This window comes from Actinoplanes sp. GCM10030250, from assembly GCF_042666575.1.
In the GTDB taxonomy this organism is placed as follows: domain Bacteria; phylum Actinomycetota; class Actinomycetes; order Mycobacteriales; family Micromonosporaceae; genus Actinoplanes.
On record NZ_JBHTDO010000008.1, the window covers coordinates 232,797 to 245,440 of the forward strand.

The 12,644-nt window shown below is 72.7% G+C and carries 7 protein-coding genes; 2 read left to right on the forward strand and 5 right to left on the reverse strand.

Features of this window, described 5'->3' with window-relative positions:
• Positions 1–19: 19 nt before the first annotated feature.
• On the reverse strand, positions 20–298 hold the full coding sequence (locus ACFQV6_RS14110; RefSeq protein ID WP_378027898.1) for a hypothetical protein: 279 nt from the start codon (positions 296–298) through the stop codon (positions 20–22).
• A 156-nt stretch (positions 299–454) separates the two neighbouring features.
• On the opposite strand from ACFQV6_RS14110, the gene ACFQV6_RS14115 reads away from it, so the two are divergent.
• Positions 455–2,548: a PAS domain S-box protein gene (locus ACFQV6_RS14115; protein WP_378027899.1), complete on the forward strand. Its 2,094-nt coding sequence runs from the start codon at positions 455–457 to the stop codon at positions 2,546–2,548.
• A 5-nt stretch (positions 2,549–2,553) separates the two neighbouring features.
• Here the strand turns inward: ACFQV6_RS14115 and ACFQV6_RS14120 are convergent, their stop codons facing one another.
• Positions 2,554–8,007, reverse strand: a complete 5,454-nt coding sequence (locus tag ACFQV6_RS14120) for a carboxyl transferase domain-containing protein (RefSeq protein WP_378027900.1) — start codon at positions 8,005–8,007, stop codon at positions 2,554–2,556.
• A gap of 139 nt (positions 8,008–8,146) precedes the next feature.
• Here ACFQV6_RS14120 and ACFQV6_RS14125 point away from each other — a divergent pair, with 139 nt between their 5' ends.
• The gene (locus ACFQV6_RS14125; RefSeq protein ID WP_378027901.1) at positions 8,147–9,142 is read left to right on the forward strand and encodes a nitronate monooxygenase; all 996 of its coding nucleotides are present in this window, start codon (positions 8,147–8,149) and stop codon (positions 9,140–9,142) included.
• A 12-nt stretch (positions 9,143–9,154) separates the two neighbouring features.
• Here ACFQV6_RS14125 and ACFQV6_RS14130 read toward each other — a convergent pair whose 3' ends face one another.
• The 3 genes from ACFQV6_RS14130 to ACFQV6_RS14140 all read right to left on the reverse strand — a co-directional run bounded on the left by ACFQV6_RS14130 (position 9,155) and on the right by ACFQV6_RS14140 (position 12,408).
• A complete protein-coding gene (locus ACFQV6_RS14130; protein WP_378027902.1) occupies positions 9,155–9,826 on the reverse strand; it encodes a GTPase family protein in 672 nt (223 codons plus the stop codon).
• A 93-nt stretch (positions 9,827–9,919) separates the two neighbouring features.
• Entirely contained in the window at positions 9,920–11,701 is a 1,782-nt protein-coding gene (locus tag ACFQV6_RS14135; protein WP_378027903.1) for a serine/threonine protein kinase, read from the reverse strand.
• Positions 11,698–12,408: a hypothetical protein gene (locus tag ACFQV6_RS14140; RefSeq protein ID WP_378027904.1), complete on the reverse strand. Its 711-nt coding sequence runs from the start codon at positions 12,406–12,408 to the stop codon at positions 11,698–11,700. The genes ACFQV6_RS14135 and ACFQV6_RS14140 overlap by 4 nt, the downstream gene beginning before the upstream one ends.
• Positions 12,409–12,644: the final 236 nt, after the last annotated feature.

Genomic DNA, 12,644 nt, shown 5'->3' on the forward strand with positions numbered 1-12,644 from the left:
TGCCAGCTGGAGTTTGGAGTTAGAGGATGGCGCGGAACTCGGGCCACGTGCCCCAGAAACGCTCGACCTCTTCGATGATCGGCTGCATCGTCGTCACGACGTCCCGCGGGACCGGTGTGCCGTCGTCCCAGCTGGGCGTACTGGGTAGGTAGTACAGGCCGCCACGCACACCTGGCTCGACACCCAGGGTGAGCACGTGGCCGTCAAGTTCGAACTGGCGGGCGAAGCGTCCGTGACCGCGCAGGATGGCGCCCGAGTGGTGTTGCGCCTCCTGGCGGTGCAGCTCCCGGACCGTCATGTTTCCTCCTTCAGAGGCGGGGTGTGACCCCGGCAACAGTGGATACGCCCGGGCAGCGTGGCCGGTTCACTCCAATTTCGGCCTCGAAAGGTCACGCACAGTTGCGAAACACCCGTTCGGGGGGCCGGGGTGGTGACCGGTTTGCCATAGTATGTTGTGCGACTTTCCGGGCTCGGAAGGACAGCGGTCTGGCGGTTCGCCGCCACGCCCCTGGTCGTCTGGCTCGTACTCACCCTGGCCGGTGCCACCGGCCTCTCCCTGCTGGAACGCAACGGGCGGGAGACCCTCGCCCAGCGGTTCGACCTGCGGGTGCAGCTGGTGGCGGAGTTCGTCACCAGTTACGTCACCGACCTCCTCGAGCGCGAGCGGGTGCAGGCCGAGGCGTTCCTCACCGAGCCGGTCGTCGACGAGCGGGATTTCCTCCGCTCGGTCAACGCGTTCGGCTATCCGGCTGCGCTGCTGCTCGACGAGCAGGGCGTGGTCCTGCACGTCGCGCCGACCAATCCGGGTCTGGTGGGGCGGCGCCTGGCCGACAACTACCCGCATCTGCGCGTGGCCGCCGTCGAGGGCCGCCCCGCGGTGTCACCAGTCGTCCCGTCGGCCGCCGAGGGGGTGCCGGTGGTCGGGTTCGCGGTGCCGTTCCAGACCCCGCAGGGGCGGCGGGTGTTCTCCGGCGCGGTGCAGATCAAGAAGAGCCCGCTCGGGTCGTACCTGGCGAGCGCGATCTCGATCGACGGGGTGCGGCTGCAACTGGTGGACGAGACCGGGGTGATCGTCGCGGCCAACCAGGACCACCCCGGTTCGCTGCCGATGCTCAACACGCAGGACGCCGACCTCGCCCACGCCCTGAGCCTCGCGGAACACGGCCGGTACGCGCACGCCGGCGAGAGCTGGCACTACGCGTCGCACACCATCCCGGGTACGCCGTGGCGGCTCTCCGCCGCCGTCGAGGAGGACGTGCTGTACGCGCCGGTCTCCGGCAACGAGATCGGCGGCCGGGCGGCTCTCGTCGCGGCCGCCGCGGTGGGACTGCTCGTGGTCGCCGTCGCCGGCCGGGCCCGGGGCAACCGCCGGGAGCTGCAGATCAGCGAGGAGCGCTTCCGCCGGGTGTTCGACAACTCCGCCAGCGGGATGATGCTGGCCGACCCGCAGGGCCGCATGCTGCGGGTGAACGTCGCGCTGTGCCAGATGCTGGGCCTCTCGGAGGAGAGCCTGCTCGGGCGTTTGTACACGACGTTCACCCATCCCGACGACCGGGAGCGGTGCGAGGCCGAGATCCGGGCCTGCCTGGAGGAGCGGAACGACGGCTTCACCGTCGAGAAGCGGTACCTGCACGCCGACGGATACACCGTGCTGGTCTCGGTGACCGCCATCCTGCTGCGCGACGAGCACCACCGCCCGCAGTATTTCGCGGTGCAGGCCACCGACGTCACCGCCCGCCGCAGCCTGGAGCGGGCCCGCGTGCAGCACGAGGCCGAGCTGGCCGAGCGCGCCGACCAGCTGCAGCAGGCCAACAACCAGATGGGCGACTTCATCGCGATGCTCACCCACGACGTGCGGCAGCCGCTGACCGGCGTGGTCAGCCGGGGGGAGATGCTCCTGGAGGGCTGGAAGGACATGGACGACGAGGTGAAGCAGCGGTACGTCCACCGGATGACGGCCGCCGGGCACCGCGCCGACCACATCGTCACCGAGATCCTCACGCTCGCCCAGCTGGACGCCGGTGCGATCGCCGCCCGCCCGGTGCGGCTGGACCTGCACGACGCTGTACGCCAGGCCGTCAACGCCTCCGAGACGGTGCTCACGGTGACCGCACCGGACGAGGCACTCGCCTTCGCCGACCCGGTCCACCTGCAGCTGATGCTCGGCAACCTGATCAGCAACGCCGTCAAGTACGGCAAGCCGCCGTTCGAGATCTCCGTGGTGCGCTTCCTGCGTACCGTCGAGATCCGGGTGAGCGATCACGGCGAGGGCGTACCGGAGGAGTTCGTGCCGCACCTGTTCGACAGGTTCACCCGGGCCGGCACCGGCATCGCCACCGCGAAGCCCGGCACCGGGCTGGGCCTGCACTTCGTCCGGCAGCTCGCCGACGCCAGCGGGATCGCCGTGAGTTACCTGCCGCGCGAGCCGCACGGTTCGGTGTTCGTGCTGACCGTCCCGGCCGGCCCGCCGCCGCCGCAGAACGGGCGCCGTGCCACCGGGGTTCCCCGGGACACGGCACCCGCCGTGGGTGGCCACTCCAGAAAGTAGGCCGCTCAGCTCTTGCTGAGGTACGCCTCCACAGCTTCGATGATCCGGGGCCGCAACTCCGCCGCCCGGATCACCGCGTCCACCGAGCCGACCTCAACCGCGCGCTGAATGCTGTGCACCCGGTCGAACTCGGCCGCCACCTCGCCCAGCTTCTCGGTACGCACCGACACCCGCAGCTCGTCGAGCTCCGCTGCCAGCGGGCCCCGGTCCGCGCCGGTCGCCGCCGCCACCCGTGCCTGGAGGTCCTTCACCCGCGGGTCGGCCGCGGTACGCGCGTTCACGTCGCCGGTGAACACCACCGCCGCCGCCGGGGCGCCACCGAGCACTGAGGCGAACGAGCCCTCGACGGCCAGCACTGTCATGTTCGGGTTCAGCACCTTGGAGAAGACCACGAACGCGCCACCGTGATAGCGGGAGATCACGCAGAACACGATCGGGCCCTGGAAGTTGACGATCGCACGGCCGATCTCGGCGCCGTACTCCAGCTGAAGTTTGCGCATCGACTCGGGGGAGCCGTCGAAGCCGGACAGGTTGGCCAGCACCACCAGCGGCCGGTTACCGCTGGCCGCGTTGATCGCGCGGGCCGCCTTCTTCGACGACTGCGGGAACAGCGTGCCGGCGGTGTAGGTGTCCGGTCCGTCGGTGGGCGGGAAGCCCCGCCGCGGCACAGACTTGGACTCGATGCCGAGCAGGCACACCGGGATGCCGCCGAGGTGCACGTCCTGCACCACAGCGGTGTCGGCGTCGGCCATACCGGCCCACCGTTCCAGCACCGCGTGGTCCTGGTCGGCGAGAGCGCGCATCACCGTACGGATGTCGAAGGGCTTCTTGCGGTCGGGGTTGGCCACCGGCGAGAAGATCTCGCCGACCGTGGTGAAGTCGCTGCCCTCCGCCTGGTGCGGGAAGCTCGAGACGTCACGGGTGACCGGGTCGGTCGTGGTGGTCCGGCGCGGCGTCAGCTCACCGGGTACGACGTACGTGTGGTCGTAGTGCGCCATCAGCACGTCCCGGGCGGCCATCAGGTTCGGCGCCCAGTACTGCGCCTGCCCGTTCGGCCCCATCACCCGGTCGTAGCCGCCGATGCCGAAGTTGTCCTCGGCCGACACACCGCCGGAGAAGTCGAGCGCCTGCTTGCCGGTCAGCACCATCGCCGAGTCCGGCATCATCACCAGGATGCCCTTGGTGTGCATCAGCATCGTGGCCTCGGCGTTCCAGTAGGGCTGGGCGCCGACGTTGATCCCCGCGACCACGATGTTGATCTCGCCGCCGGCCTGGGTGAACTCGACGATCCGCTTGAGCGCCGCGGCCACCCAGTCCATGTTCTCGGTGCCCGACTGCATGGAGATCCGGGCGCCGGAGGAGAGCGCGTACCACTCCAGCGGCACCCGCATCCGCTCGGCCAGATCCAGCGCGGCGATCACCCGGCGGCACTCCGGCTCGGAGAGCGCGCCGAGCGACTTCGTCGGGTCGCCGAGCAGCACCACCCGGACGATGCCCTCCGGGTTGCGCGAGGTCGGCGTGGTGATCACCCCGGCGACGAGCGCGGCGCTGTTGCGGCCCTTCGGCCGGTCCACCGGTACGAGCACGTGGTTGTCGTCCATGTCGTACTCGGCGAACTCACCGAGCAGACCGGTCAGCTCGTACGGGTAGACCGTGCTGCGCGCGCTGGCCCGCAGGACCTTCTGCCGGTAGCCGTCGATCGGCTCGATCGGCGCGTCCGACGGCGCACCGATGATCAGCTCGGTGCCACCGGTCACCTCGAACGTGATCCGCACAGCGATCTTGGTCAGCTCGCCGGTCTCCGGGTCGCGCCGGCGGGCGATGAACTCGATCTCCTCCAGCCCGGCACCCGCGGTGGTCGGCGCCACCCGCCGGGCGATCATCTCCATCTCGGCACGGGTCAGCGACACCGGCGGCCACACGTAGAGCACGATCCGGTTGGTCGGGAACCGCTTGTCCGAGGGCCGCTGCATCTGCGCGCGGCGGATCGAGTCGAGGCAGGTGGCGATGGTGTCCTCGGTGGTCGGCAGGGCCACCAGGCGGCCGTCGTGGTCACGCAGCTCGGTCAGGTCGCGCACCTGGGCGAACGCGACGAGCCGGTCGTCGGCCGGGTTCTCCCGCGCCACGCACTGGAACAGGTAGATCTCCTCGTCCGCCGACGGCAGCCGGGTGAGGTCGAACTTGCGCAGCCGCTCCAGCTGCATCCGCTGGGCGATGTACGGGTGCAGGCCGCGGATCAGCCGCTCCTCGGTCAGCCCGGTGCTGGACGGGCGGAACGTGAAGTGGTGGTGCATCACGGCACCGCTGCGGCCGGCCACCGTGGTGGTGACCCGCCGGATCCGGGCCGGCAGCGACCGGGCGGTGACCACCTCGAGCAGCGCGGCGGCCATCTCGTCCGGGTCGGCCGGCTGGCCCTCCCAGGCGAGGTAGACGTCGGCGTCGACGGCGGTACCGTCGCCGGCCAGCTCGGCGATGCCGTCCAGCGCCCCGCGCAGGCCGTCGAAGCTCACCGCTGCCGAGACCACCTGCGACCCGGCCCGGTCGGCGATCACGAACGACGAGCCGGCGGCCTCGGCGGTACGGACCGCGGTCAGGTCCTTGTTGCCGTAGTACCGCCGGGTCAGGACCTCCAGCAGGACCGAGTTGTCGAGGTTGTCGCGCAGCAGCCGCTGGCCGAGGAGCCGGACCAGGGGCTCGGTGCTGCGGACCATCTCGTCGACCCGGCCGGCGCGGTCCGCCGAGGCCGGGTTCTCGTCGAGGTGGCGCAGGTGCTTGCGGATCTCGGCGTACACCCGGGCCCGGTTGCGGCGCAGCAGCGGCTGGCCGAACCAGGTGAACACCACGCCGCGGGCGAGGTCGGCGACCGCCGGGAACCGCACCTGGGTGGCGGCGATCAGCCGTTCCAGGGCGAGACCGGCGGGCTCGCGCAGGGCCTCGTCCGGCGGCGGCTCCCGCAGCCAGGACCGCAGCAGGGTGGCGATCACCGAGGCCTCGGTGGCGGCGCGCTGCTGGGCCAGGAAGATCCGGAACACCGCGGCGTCGAGGGCGGCGGTGCGCTCCAGGTCCTTGACCCCGTAGTGGCCGAGCGCCTTGCTCAGCCGGGACTGGAAGGTCTGCGGCAGGCCGGCCCGCTCGACGTCCAGGCTCTGCAGGTAGGTGTGGAAGTACTCGCGGGCGCTGTAGGCGTGGCCGTCGTCCTCGTTGGCCTGCCGGTTGCGGCTCAGCTCGGCCAGGTCGGCGAAGACCTCGACCAGCCCGACCTCACCGGCGAGCGGGCGGTGGCCCTCGCCGGTGGCCGTGCCGCGGGCGGTGAGGTACTCCTCGAGCACGCGTTTCTCGTCGTGCGGGTCCACGTCGAAACCGAGCAGCAGGCCGCGCAGGTCCTCCTGGCCGCGGGTGGCGCGGTGCCGCGCCGACCTCGCCGGTGGCTCGGCGGGAAGGTCCAGGGCGAAGGCGCCGGTGTCGGCAGCCGCCTCCTCGTCGCCGCCGAGCGGCTCCAGGCGCAGCAGCGGGGTGCCTGCGTCGACCTTGGCACCGACCGAGACCAGGCATTCCTTCAGCCTTGCGCGGAAGGGCGCGCGCAGCACCGCCTCCATCTTCATGGCTTCGAGTACGAGAACCGGAGCGCCCGCCTCGACCTCCGCACCCGCTTCGAGGGGTGTGGCGACCACCAGCGCCGGCATCGGGGAGCGCAGCACGCCACCCTCGTCGCGGCTGACCCGGTGCGTGACGCCGTCCACCTCGACCAGGTGGATGGCACCGTGCGTGCCGGTCAGCAGCCGGTGCCGGGCGCCGTTCACCACGATCCGGCCGCTGTGCTCGTCGAACCGCTCCAGTTCGACGTCGGCCGTCCGGACGTCGGCGCCGGCCTCGATGCCGACCCGGAAGCGGTGCGCGCCGACCCGGGCCACCCGGACCCGGTAGGTCGCGCCGCGCAGCTTCAGGTCGGCCGGCCGGCCGCTCTCGTGCCGGACCTGGGGGCGCCCGCCGAACGCGGTGGAGAGCAGGCGCTGCTGCTCGCCGCGCTCCTCCTCCTCGTACGCCTCGATCGCGGCGGCGGCCAGGGCGACGGCGGAGTGCCGGTGCGACACCAGGCGGCCCTCGCCGCGGACCCGGTCGATCCAGCCGGTGTCGGCGCTGCCGTCGATCACCTCGGGCTGGTCCAGCAGGTCGAGGATGAAGCTCTTGTTGGTCGCGCCGCCCTCGATGATGACTGTCGTCTCCGAGACGGCCCGGCGCAGGCGGCTCAGCGCCTCGTCGCGGTCCTTCCCGTACGCGATGATCTTCGCGATCATCGAGTCGAAGTCGCCCGGGATGCTGTCGCCCTCGCTGACGCCGGTGTCCACCCGGATGCCGGGTCCCGCCGGGAAGTCGAGCCGCGCGATCCGGCCCGGGGACGGCGCGAAGTCGCGGTCCGGGTCCTCGGCGTTCAGCCGCGCCTCGATGGCGTGGCCGCGCTCCACCGGCGGGGTGCCCTCCAGCCGCCCGCCCGACGCCACATGCAGCTGCGCCTTGACCAGGTCGAAACCGTTCGTCGACTCGGTGATCGGGTGCTCCACCTGCAGGCGGGTGTTCACCTCCAGGAAGGCGAGCAGGTCGTCGCCCGGGTGGTAGAGGAACTCGACGGTCGCCGCGCCGCGGTAACCGACCGCGACGGCCAGCCGCTCGGCCGACGCCTTCAGCTCCAGCACCCGCTCGGGCGGGAGCACCGGCGACGCCGACTCCTCGATCACCTTCTGGTTGCGCCGCTGCACCGAGCAGTCGCGGACGCCGATCGCCCACGCGGTGCCCTCGCCGTCGGCGATCACCTGGACCTCGACGTGGCGGGCGCCGGTGACCAGGCGCTCCAGGAAGACCACGCCGCTGCCGAAGGCCCGCGCGGCCTCCTGGCTGGTCCGCTCGTACGCGTCGCTGAGCTGGTCACGGTCGCGGACCAGCCGGATGCCGCGCCCGCCGCCGCCGGCGGTCGCCTTGAGCATCAGTGGGTACCCGATCCGGTCGGCGGCCTCGATCGCCGCCTCCAGGGTCTCGACCGGCCCGCGGCTCCACGGCGCGACGGGGACGCCGACCTCCTCGGCGATCAGCTTCGCGCCGATCTTGTCGCCGAGCTTGCGCATGGCGTCCGGGCTCGGCCCGACGAAGGTGACACCGATCCGCTCGCACAGCTCGGCGAACGCCGGATCCTCGGCGACGAAGCCCCAGCCGACCCACGCGGCGTCGGCGCCGGTCTCCACCAGCGCGTGCTCCAGCACCTTCAGGTCGAGGTACGGCCGGGCGGCCGCGGCCCCCAGCTCGTACGCGCGGTCCGCCTCGCGAACGAAAGTCGCTGTACGGTCCACGTCGGTGTACAGCGCGACGGTCTCGATCGGTTGCCCGATCTCCGCGGCCAGTTCACGGACGGCGTGGATGAGCCGCATCGCGGCCTCACCACGGTTGACGATGGCGATTCGACTGAACACTCGTTTGGGCCCCTGCCTCGGCAAACCTACGCCAGGAGACTACAACTGCCGTTCCGGCGAAATGCCGCCCGGCGGTACTGCCCGGTAACTTTGACCTGCGGGTTCACCTGTTCCGGGCGCTGTTGCATAGGGTCGGGGCATGCTTGCTGCTGACCGGCCGGTCATCGTCGCGCCGATGGCCGGGGGCCCGTCGACACCCGCCCTGGTCACGGCGGCGGCCGCGGCGGGAGCGCTCGGGTTCCTGGCGGCCGGTTACAAGACACCGGGTGCGGTGGAGGACGAGGTGCGCCAGGTCGGCGGCGTGCCGTACGGGCTGAACATCTTCGTCCCGGTGGCCGCACCGGCCGACCCGCGGCCGCTGCACGAGTACCGGCGGCGGCTCGAACCCGAGGCCCGGCGGTACGGCGTGGAGCTTCCCGCGCTGCGCCTGGACGACGACGATCACTATCCGGCGAAGGTCGAGCTGGCTGTCTCGTACGCGATCCCGGTCGTCAGCTTCACCTTCGGCGTGCCGGACCCGGCCGTCGTGCGTGCCCTGCGTGCTGCCGGTTCGATGGTGTTGATCACAGTGACCTCGGCCGGTGAGGCCCGCCGCGCCGTGGCCGCCGGGCCGGACGCGCTGATCGCCCAGGCCGGGACGGCGGGCGGGCACTCCGCGACCACCGGCCCGCACGCCTATCGCGGCACGAGCGTGGCCTCGGAGGTGCTCGCCGAGGTGCGGGCGGTCACCGGGCTGCCGGTCGTCGCGGCCGGTGGCACCGCCTCGGCGGAGGACGTCGGAAGGCTGCTGGCGGCGGGTGCGGTGGCCGTCCAGTGCGGAACGGCGCTGCTGCTCGCGGACGAGGCGGGGACCCGGCCGGTGCAGCGGGCGGCGATGCGGTCGGGCGAGTTCCGGGAGACCGTCGTGACGCGGGCCTTCACCGGGCAGCCGGCGCGGGCACTGCGGAACCGGTTCACCGACACCTACGCGGACGCGCCGGTGGGCTATCCGGCGGTCCATCATCTGACAGCGCCGATCCGGGCCGCCGCGGCCGCCCGCGGTGACGCCGGAGCGATCAACCTGTGGGCCGGCACCGGGTTCGCCGCGGCCCGGCCCGCGCCGGTCGCCGACCTGATCGCCGGCCTCACGCCGTGACCCTGCCCGCTGTCAGGGGTGCGCCGTTTCGCGGCGCAGGTGGGCGCGTTCGCGGCGCCGTTCCAGGGCGGCGCGGTCCGGCCGCAGACGCTTGGCAGCACGCAGGGCGGTGGCCCGGCCGGGCGGGCAGGCGCCGGTCAGTGCGGTGAAGAGTTCCTGCAATCGGTACGCCCGGACGGCCGAATAACCGACGACCGGACGCGCACACCCGAGCGTGGCGGCGAGGCGCGCCTTCCGGTCCTCCAGAATCTCCAGAAGGTGCTGCTCCTGCGCCTCGGACGGCAGGTTCGGCCCGTGCTCCCAGTCGCCCGGCGCGATCAGGTCGACCTGGTTGACGCCGAAGACCAGCCGGTCCCGGTGCGGGGCCAGCTCACGCAGGTACGCCTGGTCGAGCGCGAGACCCCGGTTGCGGGCCGTCAGCACCCAGAGGATCACGTCGCAGGAGGGGAGGCGCTCGGCGTACTCCCGCAGGTAGCCGGGATCGTGGCGGGCGTCCTCGCCGAGACCGGGCGCGTCGAGCACCCGGATCGGGGTGGTGCCGGCGAGCAGGTCGGCGCTGCGGAACCCGCGGGTGCCGGCAGTGGTGTGGCTGACCGGCAGGGCGGTGCCGAACAGGGCGTTCACCGTGCTCGACTTGCCGGTGCCGGAGACACCGACGACGCCGACGGTGGGTGGACTTGGCATGCCCCACCGTCGCCGGATCCGCGCCGCGACGGCAGTGCGGGGGTGCACTGGTCAGCACCGCCTGTTCAGCACCGCCTGTTCAGCACCGCCTGGTCAGGGGCCGTCGCAGGTGATGTCCGCACCGGAGGTTTTGACGACCTTGCGGGAGGCGAGCCGTTTGCCGGCACCGGCGAGCGCGTTGAACGCGGCGTCGCTGCCGCCGGAGTCCGCGGCCTTGACGTCGTCGAGATCCACCGCGATCAGGGTGACCTGGTACGCCTGGCCCGGCTCGCCGCCGAAGAACTGGTGGCCGCGCCAGGAGCCCAGGTTCTCCGGTTCGGGATAGCCGAAGACGGTCTCGACGTACTCGTTGCTGTCGCCGTTGTCGAGGTTGCGCATGGCGAGGATGAGCGTCTCGCCGGCGGCGAGTCTCGCCGTACCGGAGAAGTAGGAGCAGTTCACCACCCTGCTGTTGGCGGCGGGCGAGGAGATCGTGCCGCTGGACGTGGTGATCGGGGCCACGGTGTTCGCGGTCTTCAGCGTGGGGAGTGCCGTCACGGTCGTACCCGGGCGGGCCTGCTTCGCCGGTGGGGTGCTTGTGGTGACCGGGCCGGGGGCGGCGGGGTCCTGCGCGATCGGCACGCCCGCGGAGGCGGCCAGGCTTCCGCCGGCGGCGGGGCTGCCGGGCGGCGTGCCGGGTGCCAGGCTGCCTGTGCCGGTGGCTGTGGTGACGGCGGGACCGGTGGCTACGTCCGGCAGGGTCGCGGAGCGGCTTCCGGTGGTCTTCCACGGCGCCGCGTAGGCCATTGCGCCGGCCAGGACGAGAGCGGCGGTGGTTCCGGCCGCTACCAGCGGCCATCGGCGGCGTGCGGGGCCTGATGCGGGTTCGGCGGGCTCAATGGCTTCGACGGGCTTGGTGGCCGCGGCTTCGGTGGCCAGCGCGGCGAGCCGCTCGGCCCAGGCGGGTCCGTCGGCGGGCCGGTCGGCCGGGTCGGAGCGCAGCATCGTGAGCAGGTGCGCGGCGAAGGCGTCCGGGCGGGCGACGCCGGCGACCCGGGCCACCGCCTGGACCTTCGGCGCGATCAGGTCGGCCAGGGCCGCTCCGGCGGGCGGCGGATCCTCGCCGAGCAGGCAGAAGACAGCCAGGGCGCCGAGGGCGTACAGGTCGCCGGTGGCCTCGCGGGCGCGATGTGGGTTCCGCAAGATCTCCGGGGCCGTGTACGCCGGCGTGTGCATGCCCTGGACGTCGAACCCGTCGTCCAGGGTGCGCATCCCGCCGACGTCGATCAGCACGACGCCCCGGGCCGCGTGCACGATGCAGTTGGTCGGCTTCACGTCGCGGTGCAGGCTCGGGTTGCCCGCCGAGCGGCTGGCGGTGTGGATCGAGGCGAGGCCCTCGGCGACCTCCCGGACGTACCGCATGCGCTGAGCGAGGGTGGCCGCGGTGGCCGGGGCACCACCGGCCAGATCGGCGAGCGTGGGCCCCTCGACCCACTCCATCACGACGTACGGGACCGGCGGCCCGGCGTCCGGCTCGCCCCGCCGGTGCGGTGGCGCGCCGACGAACACCTCGGTCAGCCACACCACCCGCTCCAGGTGCAGGTGCTGGAGCAGCACCGTACGGTCGCGCCAGCGCTGCAGCGTCTCCGGCGCCGGCCAGTCCGCACCGGCGCCGTCCGGCCGGTTCAGCGCCTTGACCGCGAGCGGCACCGCGGTGTGCAGTTTCCCCTGATACCTGGCCCGCCAGGTGATGCCCTCCCCGCCGCGCAGCCCCTCACCGACCAGCTCGAAGCGGTCCGGCGCGTCCGGCGGCCCGGCGAACAGCCCGTTGGGCCGCGGCGCGGGCAGCACCGCCGGCCCCTCGGTGGCCGGTCCGGTCAGCTCTCCGGCGGTCACTCGCCCTCCTCCAGATCGGCCGGGCCCACCCAGCCGTTCCACAGCGCACACCGGGCCAGCGGCAGCCGGAAGTCCTCGGCCGTTGCCTGCTCACCGACCAGGCCCGGTACGCCGTACCCGGTCAGGCTCTCCCGGATCCCCTTGAGCACGTTGCGGACGTAGTGCGGATTGAGGCCGAGGCGCTCGCCGATCTCCGCGTAGGTCGCCGGCCGGGCGGACGGCCCGGACGACACCATCAGCGGGCGGCACAGCTCGACCATCACCCGGTGCTGCGCCGCGGAGAACCGCCCAGGTCCGGTGAACGTGTCCCCGGACCGGGTCATCCCGTCCTCACCGGCGGCCGCGTCCTCGCTGGCTGCGTTCTCACCGGCTCTCGCGGCCGGGCTGTCGACCCGTACGGTCACGTCGCCGCGACTGCCCGCCAGCACGATCTCGAACCGCGGGTGCGGCAGCGAGGTGGCGGCTCCGGGCACCACGACCTGGTCCTCGCCGGCCGGCGGCCGCAACACGAACGGCTTGGTGCCCGAGGTGTTGCGCACGAGCACGCCGTCACCGAGCACGTCCACCGACGCCGCCCGCCGGGACAGATGACCGTCGTCCGGCAGCCGCACCGTGCATGAACTGCTCCGCCCGACGGTGAGCCGCTCACCCACACCCAGCGTCCACCGCCGGCCGTCGTAGCTGACGGTCGCCGCGATGCCTTCCATGCACCACCCCGTTGTCGCTGACCGGTCACCCGATCACGGGCACCGACCGACTAGTTAGCAGCATCGCGCCCGTGATCACCAGGGCCCGGGCGGTTATCCGGCACGTCCGTACCGCGTTCGTGCCTCTTCGTCCCACCGGGTGACAACCAGACAGCCCGCCCCACCGGCCCACATCGCCCCCCACCCCACCTCCCCGGCCCGCCCCCGCCCCGCCGCCGCCCCGCCGCACCCTGCCG

Bases quoted from the DNA above. Each gene is read 5' to 3' on its own strand.
- ACFQV6_RS14125 (WP_378027901.1), top strand. From the start codon at position 8,147: ATGCTTGCTGCTGACCGGCCGGTCATCGTCGCGCCGATGGCCGGGGGC.
- ACFQV6_RS14130 (WP_378027902.1), bottom strand. From the start codon at position 9,826: ATGCCAAGTCCACCCACCGTCGGCGTCGTCGGTGTCTCCGGCACCGGC.
- ACFQV6_RS14140 (WP_378027904.1), bottom strand. From the start codon at position 12,408: ATGGAAGGCATCGCGGCGACCGTCAGCTACGACGGCCGGCGGTGGACG.
- ACFQV6_RS14110 (WP_378027898.1), bottom strand. From the start codon at position 298: ATGACGGTCCGGGAGCTGCACCGCCAGGAGGCGCAACACCACTCGGGC.